The sequence below is a fragment of the Thermoanaerobacter sp. YS13 genome, assembly GCF_000806225.2.
Taxonomy (GTDB): domain Bacteria; phylum Bacillota; class Thermoanaerobacteria; order Thermoanaerobacterales; family Thermoanaerobacteraceae; genus Thermoanaerobacter; species Thermoanaerobacter uzonensis.
Genome location: NZ_JOOI01000001.1, coordinates 346,499 through 363,358 on the forward strand (window position 1 = coordinate 346,499; position 16,860 = coordinate 363,358).

General features: G+C 33.3%; 21 protein-coding genes. 18 read left to right on the top strand and 3 right to left on the bottom strand.

All coding sequences use genetic code 11. From position 1 onward, the window contains the following. Nucleotides 1-69: 69 nt before the first annotated feature. Nucleotides 70-423 carry a sulfite exporter TauE/SafE family protein gene (locus THYS13_RS01725; protein ID WP_042832877.1) on the bottom strand — a complete coding sequence of 118 codons (354 nt, stop codon included), beginning with the start codon at nucleotides 421-423 and terminating at the stop codon, nucleotides 70-72. Next, nucleotides 420-776, bottom strand: coding sequence for a sulfite exporter TauE/SafE family protein (locus THYS13_RS01730; protein ID WP_042832878.1), 357 nt, complete (start codon nucleotides 774-776; stop codon nucleotides 420-422). Before THYS13_RS01730 ends, THYS13_RS01725 begins: the two co-directional genes overlap by 4 nt. A 131-nt stretch (nucleotides 777-907) precedes the next feature. On the opposite strand from THYS13_RS01730, the gene cysK reads away from it, so the two are divergent. Continuing rightward, the gene (gene cysK / locus THYS13_RS01735) at nucleotides 908-1,828 is read left to right on the top strand and encodes a cysteine synthase A (protein ID WP_042832879.1); all 921 of its coding nucleotides are present in this window, start codon (nucleotides 908-910) and stop codon (nucleotides 1,826-1,828) included. Between the two features lie 60 nt (nucleotides 1,829-1,888). Further along, entirely contained in the window at nucleotides 1,889-2,629 is a 741-nt protein-coding gene (locus tag THYS13_RS01740) for a YebC/PmpR family DNA-binding transcriptional regulator (protein ID WP_029688331.1), read from the top strand. 19 nt (nucleotides 2,630-2,648) lie between these two features. Here the strand turns inward: THYS13_RS01740 and THYS13_RS01745 are convergent, their stop codons facing one another. Beyond that, complete coding sequence (locus tag THYS13_RS01745; protein ID WP_042832880.1) at nucleotides 2,649-3,095, bottom strand: chemotaxis protein CheW; 447 nt, start codon at nucleotides 3,093-3,095, stop codon at nucleotides 2,649-2,651. A gap of 110 nt (nucleotides 3,096-3,205) precedes the next feature. On the opposite strand from THYS13_RS01745, the gene THYS13_RS01750 reads away from it, so the two are divergent. From THYS13_RS01750 to ubiB, 16 genes are all read left to right on the top strand, one after another. Continuing rightward, nucleotides 3,206-3,772 (top strand): hypothetical protein, encoded by a 567-nt coding sequence (locus THYS13_RS01750; RefSeq protein WP_042832881.1) that lies wholly within the window; start codon nucleotides 3,206-3,208, stop codon nucleotides 3,770-3,772. A gap of 81 nt (nucleotides 3,773-3,853) precedes the next feature. Next, nucleotides 3,854-4,351, top strand: a complete 498-nt coding sequence (gene ruvC, locus THYS13_RS01755; RefSeq protein WP_042833911.1) for a crossover junction endodeoxyribonuclease RuvC — start codon at nucleotides 3,854-3,856, stop codon at nucleotides 4,349-4,351. Continuing rightward, a complete protein-coding gene (gene ruvA / locus THYS13_RS01760; RefSeq protein WP_042832882.1) occupies nucleotides 4,348-4,911 on the top strand; it encodes a Holliday junction branch migration protein RuvA in 564 nt (187 codons plus the stop codon). Before ruvC ends, ruvA begins: the two co-directional genes overlap by 4 nt. 10 nt (nucleotides 4,912-4,921) lie before the next feature. Further along, entirely contained in the window at nucleotides 4,922-5,938 is a 1,017-nt protein-coding gene (gene ruvB, locus THYS13_RS01765) for a Holliday junction branch migration DNA helicase RuvB (protein WP_042832883.1), read from the top strand. Next, on the top strand, nucleotides 5,931-6,143 hold the full coding sequence (locus tag THYS13_RS01770; RefSeq protein ID WP_042832884.1) for a DUF2905 domain-containing protein: 213 nt from the start codon (nucleotides 5,931-5,933) through the stop codon (nucleotides 6,141-6,143). Before ruvB ends, THYS13_RS01770 begins: the two co-directional genes overlap by 8 nt. 24 nt (nucleotides 6,144-6,167) lie before the next feature. Next, nucleotides 6,168-7,754, top strand: coding sequence for a SpoIID/LytB domain-containing protein (locus tag THYS13_RS01775; protein WP_042832885.1), 1,587 nt, complete (start codon nucleotides 6,168-6,170; stop codon nucleotides 7,752-7,754). A gap of 18 nt (nucleotides 7,755-7,772) precedes the next feature. Continuing rightward, nucleotides 7,773-8,798, top strand: a complete 1,026-nt coding sequence (queA, locus tag THYS13_RS01780; RefSeq protein WP_042832886.1) for a tRNA preQ1(34) S-adenosylmethionine ribosyltransferase-isomerase QueA — start codon at nucleotides 7,773-7,775, stop codon at nucleotides 8,796-8,798. A 40-nt stretch (nucleotides 8,799-8,838) separates the two neighbouring features. Next, on the top strand, nucleotides 8,839-9,969 hold the full coding sequence (gene tgt / locus THYS13_RS01785) for a tRNA guanosine(34) transglycosylase Tgt (RefSeq protein ID WP_042832887.1): 1,131 nt from the start codon (nucleotides 8,839-8,841) through the stop codon (nucleotides 9,967-9,969). Continuing rightward, nucleotides 9,969-10,268 carry a preprotein translocase subunit YajC gene (yajC, locus tag THYS13_RS01790; RefSeq protein ID WP_014062764.1) on the top strand — a complete coding sequence of 100 codons (300 nt, stop codon included), beginning with the start codon at nucleotides 9,969-9,971 and terminating at the stop codon, nucleotides 10,266-10,268. The genes tgt and yajC overlap by 1 nt, the downstream gene beginning before the upstream one ends. An 88-nt stretch (nucleotides 10,269-10,356) precedes the next feature. Beyond that, nucleotides 10,357-10,749 carry a TIGR04086 family membrane protein gene (locus THYS13_RS01795; RefSeq protein WP_042832888.1) on the top strand — a complete coding sequence of 131 codons (393 nt, stop codon included), beginning with the start codon at nucleotides 10,357-10,359 and terminating at the stop codon, nucleotides 10,747-10,749. A 55-nt stretch (nucleotides 10,750-10,804) separates the two neighbouring features. Next, nucleotides 10,805-10,942 carry a six-cysteine ranthipeptide SCIFF gene (gene scfA, locus THYS13_RS01800; RefSeq protein WP_003869763.1) on the top strand — a complete coding sequence of 46 codons (138 nt, stop codon included), beginning with the start codon at nucleotides 10,805-10,807 and terminating at the stop codon, nucleotides 10,940-10,942. A gap of 65 nt (nucleotides 10,943-11,007) precedes the next feature. Further along, nucleotides 11,008-12,393, top strand: a complete 1,386-nt coding sequence (gene scfB, locus THYS13_RS01805; RefSeq protein ID WP_042832889.1) for a thioether cross-link-forming SCIFF peptide maturase — start codon at nucleotides 11,008-11,010, stop codon at nucleotides 12,391-12,393. Continuing rightward, on the top strand, nucleotides 12,374-12,931 hold the full coding sequence (locus tag THYS13_RS01810; RefSeq protein ID WP_042832890.1) for a gamma carbonic anhydrase family protein: 558 nt from the start codon (nucleotides 12,374-12,376) through the stop codon (nucleotides 12,929-12,931). Before scfB ends, THYS13_RS01810 begins: the two co-directional genes overlap by 20 nt. Nucleotides 12,932-12,950: 19 nt before the next feature. Beyond that, nucleotides 12,951-14,186, top strand: coding sequence for a protein translocase subunit SecD (gene secD, locus THYS13_RS01815; protein WP_042832891.1), 1,236 nt, complete (start codon nucleotides 12,951-12,953; stop codon nucleotides 14,184-14,186). A gap of 12 nt (nucleotides 14,187-14,198) precedes the next feature. Beyond that, nucleotides 14,199-15,110, top strand: coding sequence for a protein translocase subunit SecF (secF, locus tag THYS13_RS01820; protein ID WP_042832892.1), 912 nt, complete (start codon nucleotides 14,199-14,201; stop codon nucleotides 15,108-15,110). Nucleotides 15,111-15,191: 81 nt separating this feature from the next. Continuing rightward, nucleotides 15,192-16,859 carry a 2-polyprenylphenol 6-hydroxylase gene (ubiB, locus tag THYS13_RS01825; protein WP_042832893.1) on the top strand — a complete coding sequence of 556 codons (1,668 nt, stop codon included), beginning with the start codon at nucleotides 15,192-15,194 and terminating at the stop codon, nucleotides 16,857-16,859. Nucleotide 16,860: the final 1 nt, after the last annotated feature.

Sequence of the window (16,860 nt, forward strand, 5' to 3'; positions counted from 1 at the left end):
GTATACCGAACGGTACGTACGGTGGTGTGAGAGGACGCTGAATAAAATAATTATTCAGCTCCTACTCGATTATTTGCGAGGTTTTGAGAAAAATTCGTATATTCCCATACAGAATAAAAAAACAGCGAATATTTTTTTTAATATAAAGGCTTTTGTAATTACTGCTATAATAGCTCCAACAAAACTTCCTATCATTCCACCTATTATTATAAGCAATATGATTTTATACTTTATGTTTTTACTTTTAAAATGGTATATTAATGCGATAATTGCTGTAGGAATAAAAGAAAAAAGATTAACGCTTTGAGCAATGTGTTGTTCGGTTCCAATAAAGATTGTCAAGGCAGGAATGAGAATTGTCCCTCCTCCAATTCCCATTCCTCCTACAATTCCTGAAAAAAGTCCTATTAGAAATAGTTTCATGATATCCACATCCTGACGGAAGCGATTAGCATTATTATTCCAAAAATTTTTCGTAATAAAGGTATGGAAAGTTTATTAAGAAAGTATGCGCCAATTATCCCTCCTGTTGTACTTCCAATAGCTATGTTAATAGTTAAAGGAATGTCGATTATTTTATTTTGTAAATACACTAAACTACTGACTAGAGTGATAGGAAGTATAATTGAAATTGCCGTAGCATGAGCCTTATGGTCTTCTATACCAAGTAAAAATACCAATGCCGGGACTATTAAAATGCCTCCTCCTGCCCCTAAAAGACCGTTTACCATACCAGTTATAAAGCCTATAGATAAAAGTTTTAGTTTATCAGTCATTTTTATCACCTTTTGCAGCTTGATATTATTATTTTTTCTCTAAAATTTTTTGATATTCTAATTTCCATTTGACATGTCTAGCGTAGAGAGTTTAAAATTTTTATAGTAATGTACAAATGGAGGTAAATTTTATGATTGCCAACAATGTTTTTGAGCTGATTGGGAAAACGCCAGTAGTTAAGTTAAATAAAATTGTGGAGAAAGAATGGGCGGAAATTTATTTAAAATTAGAATTTTTTAATCCCGGAGGCAGCGTTAAAGATAGGGTAGCTTTTTCCATGATAGAAAAGGCAGAAAAAGAAGGAAAATTAAAAAAAGGAAGTGTAATTATTGAACCTACCAGCGGAAATACGGGAATAGGGTTGGCGATGGTAGGGGCAGCAAAAGGGTATAAAGTAATAATAGTTATGCCTGATACTATGAGCATGGAAAGAAGAATGCTTTTAACGGCATATGGGGCAGAAGTAGTTCTTACTCCTGGCAAATTGGGAATGGAAGGTGCTATAAAAAAAGCAGAAGAATTGGTAAGACAGAATAAAAACTATTTTATGCCACAACAGTTTGAAAATTTTGCAAATCCTTTAATCCATGAAGAGACTACTGCTAAAGAGATAATTGAAGATTTTAATAAAGGACTTGATGCTTTTGTTGCAGGTGTAGGTACAGGAGGAACTATTACAGGAGTAGGGAAGAAATTAAAAAGTAAATTTTCTAATATAAAGATAATTGCAGTGGAACCTTTTTCAGCAGCAGTTTTATCAGGGAAAGAACCTGGTCCTCATAAGATTCAAGGAATTGGGGCAGGTTTCATTCCTAAGGTATTAGATCAAAATGTCATAGATGAAGTAATTGCTGTAAAAGATGAAGATGCCTTTGAGGTGACTCGCCTTTTGGCAAAAAAAGAAGGCATACTCGGAGGAATTTCTACAGGTGCTTCCTTATGGGCAGCAATTGAAGTTGCTAAGAAGTTAGGCAAAGGTAAAAAGGTTTTAGCAATAGCTCCTGACAGTGGAGAGAGGTATTTAAGTACACAACTTTTTAGAGAAGATTAGATTTACAAGCCCTAGATTATTGTGTTAAAATATTTTAGACACAGTAAAGGAGGTTTTTTTATGTCAGGGCATTCAAAATGGGCTAATATAAAACACAAAAAAGAGAAAATGGATGCTAAAAAGGGAAGAATTTTTACAAAACTTACTAAAGACATTATAAAGGCGGCTAAAGAAGGCGGTGGAGACCCTAATGCCAATAGTAAATTAAGAGATGCTATAGAAAAGGCAAAAGCTAATAATTTGCCAAATGAAAATATACAAAGGGCTATTAAAAAAGGTACCGGTGAATTAGGAGGAGCTAATTTAGAAGAAGTAATATATGAAGGATATGGTCCTTCCGGTACTGCTATAATTGTTGAAGCCTTGACTGACAATAAAAACAGAACTGCTGGTGAAATAAGGCATATTTTTGATAGGCATGGTGGTAGTTTAGGAGCAGCTGGTTCTGTTACATGGATGTTTGACAAAGTCGGAATTATAATTGTTGAAAAAAATGATTCTATTGATGAAGACGAATTAGCGATGGTTGCAATAGATGCAGGCGCGCAAGACTTTTCTGCAGAAGATGAAGAATTCGAAATAATCACTGAGCCTTCAAATTTTCAAGAAGTAAAAGAAGCAATTGAAAAAGCAGGCTATAAAATTTCTGAAGCAGAAGTTACTATGCTTCCTAAAAATACTATACAACTAAGTCCTGAAGACTACGAAAAATTTGAAAAGTTAATTGACAAATTAGAAGAAAATGACGATGTACAAAACGTTTATCACAATGTGGAAATAGAAGACGAAGATGAGGAATAAAAGAAAGAGATAGAAGAGGTTACATTTCTTCTATCTCTTTCTTTTCTTTTTCTGTTAAAACTTTATGTAAGTCTAAGTTGATGATTAATCTGTCGTTTAAATTGATAATAGAGGTTATGTACTCTTTCCCAATTCCTTTTATTATGTCTGGAGCTTCTTGTATGGAACTATCGTCTACATGTAAAACTTCTGTTACTGAGTCTACGATGAAACCTACCGGTTTGTTGGTGACATTTACTACAATAATCCGATTATTGTCATTTTTTTCTGATAAAGGCAAATTGAAGCGCTTTTTTAAATCTACAATAGGAATAACTGTTCCTCTTAGGTTAGTTATGCCTTCTACAAAAGAGGGAGCATCAGGTACTTTAATAATCGTCTGAAGCCGTATAATCTCTATTACCTGATTAATGTCTACGCAAAAGTCTTCATTATTTAGTTTAAAAACTACAATTTGATTTGCCACTTTACCATCTCCTCCTTTATAGATATTATTCGATATTTTTTGACAAAATCCTGCAAAGAGAATAAATTTTTTAAAATTGGTTATAATTACATAAAACAGGAGGAGATGTTATGAAAAAGCTAATTTCCTATAAACTGGTTACTATATATTTGTTAGCTATATTTATAGGAGTAATGTTTGGATATTTAATTAATGTTAAAGATAATGAAAAGCAAAGAACAGAAAAAAATATAACTTATGAACAAAAGATTTCTTCTCAACAAGAAGCTCTTGCTAAAAAATTAATTTCTCAGAGTAGACTCATATTTGAAACTAAATATCTTGAAAATGGTGAGATAGTCCGGGAGGTTCAAAATTTAACCCCTTCTCTTTATGGGAAAAGCAAGGAAGAAATTGCGAGGATATATAGTGAGTGGGAAGTTAAAAGTTTTGATGAAAACGAAATAGTTCTCTATAGGGAAAAAGAAGGATTACCTCCAGATTATTATATAATTTCCAGTATGAATGGATATGTAGTTTTATTAAAAAGTGATGGAAATGGCAATAAGAAAATTGTAGAGAAAACCGACATACCACTGGATAGTTTAACACCTTTTGACAGAGAAAGGGTGAGGGAAAATATAATTACAAAAGACAAAGATGAAGCATACCAAATATTAGCAAATTTGAGCTCTTAAGTTCTCCTATGCTTTTAGGAGAACTTTTTCTTGTTTATAAAGTCCATTGATGTTAAAATAAATAAAAGGAGAGGGGATATAATGAGGGTATTAGGGATAGATCCTGGAATTGCCATAATGGGCTATGGTATAATAGATTACAAATCCAATAAGTTTACTATTATAGACTACGGTGCAGTTACTACAAAAGCTGGTATTGATAAGGCTTTGCGCCTATACGATATATATAATGGAATTATATCACTTATAAAATCTTACAGTCCTGAGGTAGTAGCTATAGAAGAGCTTTTTTATAATAAAAACGCAAAGACTGTCATAACTATTGGGGAGTCTAGAGGAGTTTCTATTTTAGCTGCTGTCAATTCGGGAATAAAAGTTTTTGAATATACTCCTTTGCAAGTTAAACAAGCAGTGGTAGGGTACGGAAGAGCAGATAAATATCAAGTCCAACAAATGGTGAAGGTTTTATTAAATCTTGAGGAAATTCCTAAACCTGACGATGTAGCTGATGCATTGGCAGTTGCTATATGCCATTGTCACAGTAACAATATGATTGAAAAGCTGAGGTATTCAAGATGATTGAGTATATTAGAGGGATGATTGAAGATATTGGACAAGATTATGTAGTGATTGACTTTATGGGTATAGGTATAAAGGTTTTTGTCCCATTTTCTACTTTTAAAGTTTTACCTTCTAAAGGAAATATAACCAAGCTTTATACATATTTACATATGAGAGAAGATGGTTTCCAAATTTTTGGCTTTAAAACAAAAGAAGAGTTAGATTTATTTGAGAAATTATTGTCTGTTAGTGGTGTAGGGCCTAAAGGAGCTTTATCTATTTTGTCCGTGGTTTCTATTGATAATTTTGTAAAAGCAGTTAACGCAGGCGATTATAAAGCTCTTACGATAGCTCCGGGAATAGGCAAGAAGACTGCTGAGAGAATTATTTTGGAATTAAAAGATAAGCTTCCAAGAGAAATAGTTTTTGAAGGTGATAATAATTTTTCAAATGAGGCTTTAGAAGCTTTATTAGCGTTGGGTTACACCAAAAGTGAAGCTATTTATGCTTTGGCAGATATCACCTGTGATAGCGTAGAAGATGCTGTAAAGCAAGCTTTGAAAAAATTAATGAAATAGGGTGAAGTGAATGGAGGAGAGAATACTAACTCAAAGTTTTACACAGGAAGATGCCTCTGAATACAGTTTGCGTCCTAAGTGGCTTTCTGAGTATATAGGTCAGCAAAAGATAAAAGAGGAATTAAAAATTTACATAGAAGCCGCTAAGATGAGAAAAGAGCCCCTTGACCATGTACTACTATATGGTCCTCCTGGCCTTGGAAAAACGACTTTAGCCACAGTAATTTCTAATGAAATGGGAGTAGGAATAAAAATAACCTCAGGTCCTGCTATAGAAAAGTCGGGAGATTTGGCAGCAATTTTGACTAATTTACAGGAAAATGACATACTTTTTATAGATGAGATTCACAGGCTTAATAGAAGTGTAGAAGAGATTCTATATCCTGCAATGGAAGACTTTGAATTGGATATAGTAATAGGAAAAGGCCCAAGTGCCAGGTCTATAAGGCTTAGTCTTCCGCGCTTTACTTTAATTGGGGCTACGACAAGGGCTGCTCTTATGACTTCTCCTTTGAGAGACAGATTTGGGGTTATAAACCGCTTGGATTACTATTCAGTGGAGGAATTAAAAGAAATAATTAAAAGGTCAGCGAATATTTTAAACATTGGAATTGATGAAGATGCAGCTTTGGAGATTGCTAAAAGGTCACGGGGGACTCCGAGAATTGCCAATAGACTTCTAAAACGGGTGAGAGATTTCGCACAAGTAAGAGGAAATGGATACATTGATTTTAAAACTTCCAAAGAAGCGCTGGACGTATTAGGTGTAGATGAGATGGGATTAGAATACATTGATAGAAAGATTTTGGTTTCTATTATAGAAAAGTTTGGCGGTGGTCCTGTAGGAATCGATGCTATTGCTGCATCAATAGGAGAAGATGGGGATACAATAGAGGATGTTTATGAACCTTATCTTTTGCAAATAGGTTTTTTAAACAGGACTCCGCGAGGGAGAATTGTTACAAAATTGGCTTATGATTACCTTAAATATCCTTATATAGAACAGGGGAGGATAGAAGGTGTTTGATAGTTTTGGTAAAATGTTGATATTTATGGGAGCTATATTAATTTTAATAGGGGTGCTTTTTTCTGTAGGTTCAAAAATTGGTTTAGGACGTTTGCCGGGAGATATAGTTTATCAAAAAGGAAATTTCACTTTTTATTTTCCTATTATGACAAGCCTTTTATTGAGCCTGTTTTTAACATTAATTTTATGGCTTTTTAGAAGATAACATATGAAAAAGGAGTTGTATTTTGTGAGGTTGAAAAAATTTATAATAGGGAGTATAATTAGTGTCATGATTTTAACTCTCTCACCTTATCCTACCGTGAATGCTGATATCAGCATTCCGAAAATTATAAAAGTAGGACTTTTTTACGGACAGGGGGCGAAATCTTCTTACCAGCTTTCTTCTCCCGGAGGTTTTAATTTTGCTTATCAAGATAATACAGGAAATTTAATTAATATTTTTAGCACCAGCATGCAAAACATACAAGTTGCAAAAGATGATAATTTCTATTTAATGGTGGGAAGCTATGATAATCTGGACATGGTAAATGCTGATTATGCTAAAATAGCAAACCAAATTCCGAATGCTTTTATAGGATTTGATGGCAAATATCATGTATACATAGGACCTTATTTGGCGCTTCCGGATTTGCAATCTGCCTATGAAATTTTTTCCAAAAATTATACCAATATATCCACAGTATTGCCGGATAAAAATATTTTAATAAGCAATGGGACAAAAAACCTGTTTTTATTTAATATGAAGGATGATTTATATGTAAGTAAACTTAATCCTGATGGCATGCCCCTTGCGATAGAATCAAAACGTTACAGAGGCATGTTTGAATTTAGAAGGCAACAAGATAGTGACATGACTGCTATAAATGTTGTGCCATTGGAAGAATATTTATATGGTGTTGTGCCGGCTGAGATGCCGGCATGGTGGAATATAGAAGCTCTAAAAGCCCAGGCAGTTGCAGCGCGAACTTATGCAGCGAAAAATATAGGGAGATATGGAAAATATGGATTTGATTTGACTGATGATGATAAAACACAAGTTTACAAAGGGTATGATGGAGAATCTTCTTCTACAAACAAAGCGGTAGATGAAACAAAAGGTGTGGTAGCTATATATCAAGGAAGTCTTATAGATGCCCTTTATCATTCTCACAGTGGGGGATATACCGAAGACAATAATAATTATTTTTCTGCTGATGTTCCTTACTTAAAAGGTGTTGAAGATAAATACGTTTTTGGCTATAACAGTGCTAATGACAGTTGGACAGTCACTTACACAAAAGACCAGATAAAAAACCTGCTGTTAAGTAAAGGACAGGATATAGGAGATATAGTAGATGTAAAGGTCACTGAGAAAAGCTGGACTGGAAGAGCGATTACTGTCACCATTTACGGTACAAAAGGAACTTTTTCTCTACGGAAAGGAGATATACGGTCTTTCTTTGGATTGAAAAGTACCATGATTGACATAAAAGGCGATGGCAGCAGTGAATTTGAAGTTTTCGTGACTTTTTCTTACAGTGATTCGCAAAAAGTTTCTTTAAATGAGATAAATATTCAAAATAATGAAGGTATAACGAGAGTTTCTAAAGATATCCTTTATGTAGTAGGAGAAAATGGTATTAAAGAATTAAAAAAGACAGACAAACCCAGTGAAGTTTATACTATAAAAGGCAGTGGTTATGGACACGGGGTAGGGTTAAGCCAGTATGGGGCAAGAGGACTGGCGGACCATGGGTATAATTACATTTATATTTTAAAATACTATTACAAAGGTATTGATGTATACGATACTATAAACAACAAAACTCTGTAAAAGGATGGCGCAAAAAAAATGAAACGCAGCGAATTTTACTTTGAATTACCAGAAGAATTAATTGCACAAGAACCTTTAGAAGATAGGTCTAGTTCTCGTTTAATGGTTTTAAATAAAAAAACCGGTGAGATTCAACACGATATTTTTAAAAATATAATAAAATATTTAAAAGCAGGAGATTGCCTTGTTTTAAATGATACAAAAGTTATTCCTGCACGCCTTATAGGACGAAGAGAAGACTCAGGAGGAAAGATAGAATTTGTTCTTTTGAAAAGATTATCAGTAAATGAGTGGGAAACATTAGTAAAACCTGGTAGAAGAGCTAAAGTAGGGACAAGAGTTGTTTTTGGAAATGGAGAATTGGTTGCAGAAATTTTGGACAATACAGAAGTTGGAGGAAGAGTAGTAAGATTTTATTATGAAGGAGTATTTGAAGAGGTATTAGATAAATTAGGCGAAATGCCTGTCCCTCCTTATATCAAGAAAAAATTAAAAAATAAAGACAGATACCAAACTGTTTACGCAAAATATGAAGGTTCTGCAGCTGCTCCTACTGCAGGGCTTCATTTCACACAAGAGTTATTAGAAAAAATAAGGCAAATGGGAGTAAAAACTGTTTTTATTACTCTTCACGTAGGATTAGGTACCTTCAGACCAGTAAAGGAAGAAATAATAGAAAATCATAAAATGCATGAAGAGTTTTACATTGTTACAAAAGAAGCAGCTGAAGAAATAAATGCTACAAGAGAAAAAGGTGGTAGAGTAATAGCTGTTGGAACTACTTCTACTCGTACTCTTGAAACAGTTGCTGATGAAAATGGTTATATAAGAGAAAAAAGTGGTTGGACTAATATTTTTATATATCCCGGTTACAAATTTAAAGCGATTGACGGTATGATAACAAATTTTCACTTACCTGAGTCCACTTTAATTATGATGGTGTCAGCTTTTACAGGTAAAGAAAACATAATGAGGGCTTATAAGATAGCCATTGAAGAGAGATATAGATTTTTTAGCTTTGGAGATGCAATGCTTATAATTTGAGCAGTTGATTACGAATCAAAAGGTAGAATAGGAGGATATAATGGCAGCAATTAAGTATCATCTCATAAAAAAAGACAGTAAGACTAAGGCGAGATTAGGAATAATAGAGACTCCCCATGGAATTATAGAAACGCCTGTGTTTATGCCAGTAGGAACACAAGCAACTGTAAAATCTATGACTCCTGAAGAATTAAAGGAAATTGGAGCGACGATTATTTTAAGCAACACTTATCATCTTTATCTAAGGCCGGGGCATAAGATTATAGAAAAAGCTGGTGGCCTTCATAAATTTATGAATTGGGATAGAGCGATTTTAACAGACAGTGGAGGATTTCAAGTTTTTAGCTTGAGTTCTTTAAGAAAAATTACAGAAGACGGTGTAGAGTTTAGGTCTCATATAGATGGCTCTAGACATTTTTTTACTCCCGAAAAAGTAATAGAAATACAAAATGCTTTAGGCTCGGATATAATGATGTCTTTTGATGAATGTGCACCTTATCCTGCAGATTACGATTATGTAAAAAAATCTATGGAGCTTACTATCAAATGGGCTGAAAGGGGAAAAAGAGCCCACAAAAATACTGAAAAACAAGCTCTTTTTGGAATTGTCCAAGGAGGAACTTATGAAGATTTAAGAAAAGAATGTGTTCAAAGATTAGTAGACATAGATTTTCCTGGATATTCTATAGGTGGATTAAGCGTAGGAGAACCAAAGAATGTAATGTACGACATTTTAGATTTAACTACAGAATATTTACCTGAAGACAAACCGAGATATCTTATGGGGGTGGGAAGTCCTGATGACCTTATAGAGGGAGTAATACGAGGAGTTGATATGTTTGACTGCGTACTTCCGACGAGAATTGCTAGAAATGGGACGGTTTTTACCAGCAAGGGCAAATTAATAGTAAGAGATGCTCCTTATGCGGAGGACTTTTCTCCTTTAGATGAAGAATGTGATTGTTATACTTGTAGAAATTATTCAAGAGCCTATATAAGACATTTATTTAAGGCTAACGAAATTTTAGCAGCAAGGCTTGCTACTTTACATAATCTTTATTTTCTAATTAAGTTAATGAAAAAAATAAGGGAAGCTATAAGGCAAGACCAGCTGCTTGAATTTAAAAAAGAGTTTTTTAAAAAATATTATGGGAATAAGGAGGAGTATTAATGAATCCACAAACGACTTATGTAATTGTCGAAATGCTTATTTTTATTGCAATCTTTTACTTTTTGCTGATTTTGCCTCAACAAAGACGCCAAAAGAAAGAAAGAGAAATGCTTGATTCTTTAAAACCTGGCGATGAGATTATTACAAAAAGTGGATTTTATGGTAAAATTCTAAACATAAAAGACGATGTGATAACTTTAGAAATGGGAGCAGATAAGGTGAGGCTAAAGATTGCAAAATGGGCAGTTGGAGGAGTTATAAGCTCAGCTAGTGATAAAAACGAAAAAGAAGAAAAGTGATAAGATGCGGTTTGCCGCGTCTTTTTTTATGTACTATGTTTAAAATAAAAAGCATACATATTAGTAAGAAAACTGTGGGGGTGAGACTTTGAAAGGAAGGTTTGGTGTGGAAAAGGGAACTGGTATAAATATTACTGGAATTTTTACAGGGGTTTTAATAGCCTACATTATCACTCTTAGCTTTTTCATAATTTATGCTTTGCTTTTGACCTTTACAGCCGTATCTGAATTAACTTTACCTACCCTTGCTTTGTTGATAACCATAATAGGCATAGTTTTATCAGGTGCTTTATCTGCACGACATACTACCAGTAAAGGGTGGTTGAATGGAGGAATTGCTGGTATTCTGTATGTAACTATTATGCTGATTGTGGGAGCATTTTTTGTAAAAGAATTAGGGCCTACCTCTTCTTGGGCGGTAAAATATACTTGGGGAGCTATTTTAGGGGCTTTAGGTGGTATGATAGGTATCAATTTATAACTTTAATTCCTTCTCTTTATGTGTTATAATAAATCAGGAAGAGGAGGGAAGAAAAATGAAGCATGTTATAACAATTAACAGACCAACGTTAAAAAATAGCTTAAAAAAACCAGGTTGCGGCGAATGCCAGGCATCCTGTCAGTCTGCTTGTAAAACCTCTTGCACTGTAGCAAACCAAGAGTGTCAATATTAATACATAATACTCAAAATGGCAGTAAAATAGTTACTGCCATTTAAACTTGCAATGGAGGTTAAAAAATGTCAGAGCTAATGCATAAATTTAAAAGACTGGGAATGAATATTGTAGTAGATCCGGTAAGTGGTTCTATCCATGTGGTAGACGATATTATTTATGATATTTTGGATTTTTATGAAAATCATTCAAAAGAAGAAATTGTAAATTTACTTCAACATAAATATGAAAAAAAAGATATACTAGAAGCTATTGCAGAAATTGATGAATTAAAAGAAAAAGGTTTATTATTTTCAGAAGATATATATAAAGATATTGCAGTGTCGAGAAGCGATTCTGTTATAAAAGCAATGTGCTTAAATGTGGCCCATGATTGCAACCTAAGGTGTAAGTACTGTTTTGCCTCTACTGGGAATTTTAAAGGTGGACGCAAATTAATGGATTTTGAGACGGGCAAAAAAGCAATTGATTTTTTAATAGAAAGTTCGGGGAAAAGGAGAAACATTGAAATTGACTTTTTTGGAGGTGAACCCCTTTTAAATTTTGATGTAGTCAAGAAGTTAGTAGAATATGGAAGAGAAAAGGCGAAAGAGAATAAAAAAGTAATTAAATTTACCATAACGACGAATACAGTTTTGCTTGATGATAAAAAAATAAAGTATTTTAATGAAAACTTTTCTAATGTAGTACTTAGTTTGGATGGAAGAAAAGAGGTAAATGACAGCATGAGAATACGTGTAGACGGAAGTGGAACTTATGATACAATAGTTCCAAAAATAAAGAAATTTGTTGAGTCAAGAGGGAAAAAGGAATATTATGTTAGAGGGACTTTTACTTCAAAAAATTTGGATTTTGTTAATGATGTGTTGCACATTGCTGATTTAGGAGTTTATGAAATATCTGTAGAGCCGGTAGTTGAAAAAGAAGATAAAGAATATACCTTAAAGGAAGAGCATTTAGAGAGAATTTTAAATGAATATGACAGATTAGCAGAAGAATATATAGAGAGATACGAAGAAGGAAGGCCTTTTTCTTTTTATCATTTTAAAATAGATTTAGAAGGAGGTCCTTGCGTTAAAAAAAGGCTTCAAGGGTGTGGTGCTGGTTTTGAGTATATAGCGGTGACTCCCGATGGGGATATTTATCCTTGCCATCAATTTGTGGGTATTGAGGAATTTAAATTAGGAAATCTTGATGAAGGTATAACTAATAAAGAATTACAGCAAAAATTTATGGAAAGTGATATTTACAAAAGAGAAGAATGTACAAAATGTTGGGCAAGGTTCTATTGTAGTGGAGGTTGCTTTGCAAATAACTACAACATAAATGGAGATATTAATAAACCTTATGAGCTGGCTTGTGAAATGCAAAAAAGGCGTTTTGAAAATGCGATTGCCATAAAAGCATATCAAATGCTAAAGGGTGAGGGAAATGATTATAAAGGAATATAAGGGTATGAAACCCAAAATAGATGATGAGGCGTATATAGCGGAAACAGCGGAGGTTATTGGAGATGTAGAGATAAAAAAAGATGCAAATATATGGTATGGGGCTGTGCTGAGAGGAGATATAGATAAAATAGTTGTTGGAGAAGGAACTAATATACAAGATAATTGCGTTGTACATGTTACAGAGGGACATCCCTGTTATATAGGAAATTACTGTACAATAGGACATGGGGCGATAGTCCATGCTTGCAAAATAGGAAATAATGTGCTAATAGGAATGGGGGCGATTATCTTAGATGATGCAGATATAGGAGATAATTGTATAATTGGAGCTGGTTCATTGGTAACAGGAGGTAAAAAGATTCCTGAGGGTAGTCTTGCTTTTGGGAATCCTGCAAAAGTTATAAGGAAACTTACTCAAGAGGAAATTGAAAATATTCATCGTTCCTATGAACATTATGTAGAATTAGCAAAACTACATTTTTCTAACTTTGGGCAATTGACCGTTTACAATAAAAGTAATATAATAGAAAATAGTTAAACTACAAAGGAGGATTTGAATGAGAAGTAGAGGGTTTATCAAATTTTTTTCTGTAATTGTTATTGCAGCAATAGTTGCATATGTGGCGTTTTTTGGAATAAATGCAGGTAATTACTCCATAAGGCCCGTACAAAAGCACATAAGGTTGGGGTTAGATTTAAGAGGAGGCGTTTATGTATTAGAAGAAGCACAAGGTAATGTTACACAAGATGCGATAAATAAAGCTATTGCAGTTATAAGGAATAGAGTAGATGCCCTTGGTGTAACACAACCTGTGATAGCTCAACAGGGGTCAAATAGAATTCGTGTAGAATTACCTGGTATGAATGACCCTGATAGGGCAATACAGGTGATAGGTAAAACCGCTCAATTAAAATTTGTAGGTCCTGACGGCAAAGTAATATTGACAGGCGCTAATGTAAAAGACTCTAAAGCAGTATATGCTCAGACTCAAACAGGTGTACAACAACCAGAAGTTACGTTAGTACTTGATGCAGAGGGTACAAAGAAATTTGCAGAAGCAACACAAAAATTTTTAGGACAACCTATTGCGATACTTTTAGATGATAAGGTAATTTCCGCTCCTAGAGTAAATGATGTAATAACTACTGGAAATGCCGTCATTACAGGCTTGAAGGATTTTCAAGAAGCATCTGAATTAGCCACTCTTATAAGGGCAGGTTCTTTACCTGTTACATTGAAACCTATAGCCTACAGTTCTGTAGGGGCAACGTTAGGACCAAGTGCTTTAAATGCCAGCGTAGAAGCTGGAATATATGGGACATTGCTGGTAATGCTTTTTATGATTGCTTTTTATAGATTACCTGGTTTTGTAGCGGACTTAGCTTTATTAATATATATATTGATAAATTTCATTATTTATGCTTTATTTAATATTACTCTCGATTTGCCTGGTATAGCAGGCTTTTTACTCTCTATCGGTATGGCTGTTGATACTAATATTTTAATTTTTGAAAGGTTTAAAGAAGAATTGTGGTCTGGTAAAAGCATAAGACCAGCTTTAGATGCTGGCTTCGTGAAAGCTTTTAGGGCAGTGTTTGATGCTAATATAACCACTATAATTGGAGCTATTATACTTTTTTACTTAGGCTCTGGAAATGTTAAGGGATTTGCCTTAACTCTTATAATAGGTGTGACTTCAAGCCTATTCACTGCTATAACTGTTACAAGGTTTTTGTTGCATGCACTATTAGATATGGATTTGTCAAAGAATATAAAAGTCTATGGAGCATAGGAGGGGAATTGAGTGAATCAGCACAGATTTCATATAGATGTTATTAAAAGAACTAAGATTTGGTTTGTAATATCAGGTGCAATGATTCTAATTGGTATACTAGCTATGTTTGTGAATGGATTTAATTGGGGCATAGATTTTACTGGTGGAACGATAATGGAGTTTAAAATTGGTAAACCTTTTGATACTAATGATATAATTAAAATCTTAAATGAACATAAAGTTAAAGACTTCCAAATACAAAAGATAGGGACAAAAGGTGATGAAGTTTCAATAAAAACAAATCCTATTTCCAATGAAACGCGACTTTCAATAATAAAGGATATCACAAAAAAATACAACTTAACAGAAAATGACTTAATAATGTCACAGCAAGTTGGACCTTCTTTAGGAGCAGAAATAAAATTTGGAATGATATTAGCGCTTTTAGTGGCTTCTGCAGTGATGCTTACTTATTTGGGTTTTAGATTTAATTTTGAAATGAGCTTGGCAGCAGTTGTTGGATTATTGCATAATGTGGTAATATTAATCTCAATTTACGCTATTTTCAAAATAACAGTAGACTCGCCTTTTATAGCGGCTCTTTTAACAGTATTTAGCTATTCTCTTCACGATACAATTGTAATTTTTGACAGAATAAGAGATAATTTAAAAAGTATGAGAAGATCTGATTATGCAGAAATTGCGAATGTGAGTATAAACCAGACTCTTACACGGTCGATAAACGTAGTTTTAACAGTATTAATTATGCTTGCTTTAATGTATTTCTTAGGGCCTAAGGCATTGAAAGATTTTGCATTGCCTTTACTTATTGGTATAACTTGGGGAGCATATTCTTCAATATTTATCTCTACTCCTCTTTGGGTATTAATTAAGAATAGAGAAAAGAGAAGGAAAATCTCTAATAAACCTATAAAAGCCTAAGTCTTAAATAATTATAAAAAATGTAGTGGCATAATATCTCTTTGAGAGATAATGCTACTATATTTTTATTGAGGTGAAAAAATGAATTTGCCTTTTATTTTTAGAAATAAAAATATTACCAGAAGATATAAAGAGATATTAAAAATTTTAACTAAAAATGGTTTTAGTTTTATTTCTGATATTTTATTAAAAGGGGGACATATACCTTTTAATATACTGAAAAGTCATGATTACATGGGAGTTGGAGAGAGGATTCGAAAAACATTGGAGGAATTAGGTCCTACTTTTATAAAAATGGGACAGCTTTTAAGTACAAGAGGGGACCTTATTCCTCATGATATTTTATTGGAACTTGCTAAACTTCAAGATAATGTAGAACCAGAAGACTTTGTAGCGATAAAGAATATTTTAGAGAGTGAGTTAAGAGGCAAAATATCGGATTTTTTCATTTATTTTGATGAAACTCCTATTGCTTCAGCTTCTATTGGACAAGTTTATAGGGCAAAAATTAAAGAAGGAAAAGATGTCGTTGTTAAAGTACAGCGTCCAGAAGTATCACAAAAGATAAATGCTGATATAATAATTCTAAAGAATATTGCTAAAATTTTAAATGAGCGTATAGTTGATGCTCCTTTGGATTTTGTAGAAATTGTTGACGAATTAGCCGAATCTCTTCTCAATGAATTAGATTACACACAAGAAGGGAATAATGCCGAACGCTTTAGAGAAAATTTTGAAAAGGAAAGTTATATCTACATACCTAAAGTATATTGGAAATACACTACAAAGCGCGTTCTTACAATGGAGTACGTAGAAGGTATAAGTGTAAAAAATAGAGATTTACTTGTTAAAAAAGGCTTTGATTTAAAGAAAATTGCAAGAGAGGGAGCCTGGGCTATATTTTTACAAGTTTATGAATTTGGTCTTTTCCATGGAGATCCCCATCCTGGTAATATCTTAATTACAAATGATGGCAAAATTTCATATATAGATTTTGGAATTGTAGGTTACCTTGATAAATCCTCAAGGGAAATGATAATTGACCTTTTTAAAGCTTTTGCTGAAAATGATATTGAGGAAGTAATAGAAGTTTTGTCGGACATGGGTGCCATAAGGCCTGATACTAACATTAGAACCCTTAAATCTGATTTAAACCATATAATAAATTATTTTTACAATACCCCTCTAAAAAATATCAGTGTTAATGATTCAATGAGAAAAATAACGTCAACCGTTTATAAGCATAAGCTGATTTTACCTCCAGAGTTTACTTTACTTCTCAAGTCTTTAGCTACAGTAGAAGGTGTAGGCAGAAGCTTAGATCCCGATTTTAGTATTTCTAGTGTGGCAAAAGATTTTATAAAAGAGGTATATTTGAGAAACATCAGTTTAACTAAAATATTAAAAGAAAACTCGAAGGATTTACATAAGGCAATAATAGTATTGAGAAAGCTTCCTTCTAAAATCCAAAGTATAATGACAAAGCTTATAAAAGACGATATAAAAGTTAGAATAAACCTTGATGAAAGTGAAAGCTTACGCTATGACTTAAATATTATGGTAAATAAGGTTATTGTAAGTATCATAGCATCAGCTTTAATTGTAGCTTCTTCATTGGTTTTGACATTTCAAGGGGGATATAAAGTTTTTGGCTACAATGCATTGGGGCTTTTTGGTTATGTAGTTGCTTTATTTCTATGTTTGTGGGTTTTCTACCGAATCTTTATAATTGAGAGGAGAAAAAAATAGG

Excerpts from the sequence above, each read along its gene's own strand:
- tgt (WP_042832887.1), top strand. The coding sequence starts at position 8,839 with ATGGCAGCAATTAAGTATCATCTCATAAAAAAAGACAGTAAGACTAAG.
- THYS13_RS01750 (WP_042832881.1), top strand. The coding sequence starts at position 3,206 with ATGAAAAAGCTAATTTCCTATAAACTGGTTACTATATATTTGTTAGCT.
- ruvC (WP_042833911.1), top strand. The coding sequence starts at position 3,854 with ATGAGGGTATTAGGGATAGATCCTGGAATTGCCATAATGGGCTATGGT.
- THYS13_RS01730 (WP_042832878.1), bottom strand. The coding sequence starts at position 776 with ATGACTGATAAACTAAAACTTTTATCTATAGGCTTTATAACTGGTATG.
- yajC (WP_014062764.1), top strand. The coding sequence starts at position 9,969 with ATGAATCCACAAACGACTTATGTAATTGTCGAAATGCTTATTTTTATT.
- ruvB (WP_042832883.1), top strand. The coding sequence starts at position 4,922 with ATGGAGGAGAGAATACTAACTCAAAGTTTTACACAGGAAGATGCCTCT.
- scfA (WP_003869763.1), top strand. The coding sequence starts at position 10,805 with ATGAAGCATGTTATAACAATTAACAGACCAACGTTAAAAAATAGCTTA.
- ruvA (WP_042832882.1), top strand. The coding sequence starts at position 4,348 with ATGATTGAGTATATTAGAGGGATGATTGAAGATATTGGACAAGATTAT.
- ubiB (WP_042832893.1), top strand. The coding sequence starts at position 15,192 with ATGAATTTGCCTTTTATTTTTAGAAATAAAAATATTACCAGAAGATAT.
- THYS13_RS01740 (WP_029688331.1), top strand. The coding sequence starts at position 1,889 with ATGTCAGGGCATTCAAAATGGGCTAATATAAAACACAAAAAAGAGAAA.
- queA (WP_042832886.1), top strand. The coding sequence starts at position 7,773 with ATGAAACGCAGCGAATTTTACTTTGAATTACCAGAAGAATTAATTGCA.
- scfB (WP_042832889.1), top strand. The coding sequence starts at position 11,008 with ATGTCAGAGCTAATGCATAAATTTAAAAGACTGGGAATGAATATTGTA.
- THYS13_RS01810 (WP_042832890.1), top strand. The coding sequence starts at position 12,374 with ATGATTATAAAGGAATATAAGGGTATGAAACCCAAAATAGATGATGAG.
- THYS13_RS01725 (WP_042832877.1), bottom strand. The coding sequence starts at position 423 with ATGAAACTATTTCTAATAGGACTTTTTTCAGGAATTGTAGGAGGAATG.
- secD (WP_042832891.1), top strand. The coding sequence starts at position 12,951 with ATGAGAAGTAGAGGGTTTATCAAATTTTTTTCTGTAATTGTTATTGCA.
- cysK (WP_042832879.1), top strand. The coding sequence starts at position 908 with ATGATTGCCAACAATGTTTTTGAGCTGATTGGGAAAACGCCAGTAGTT.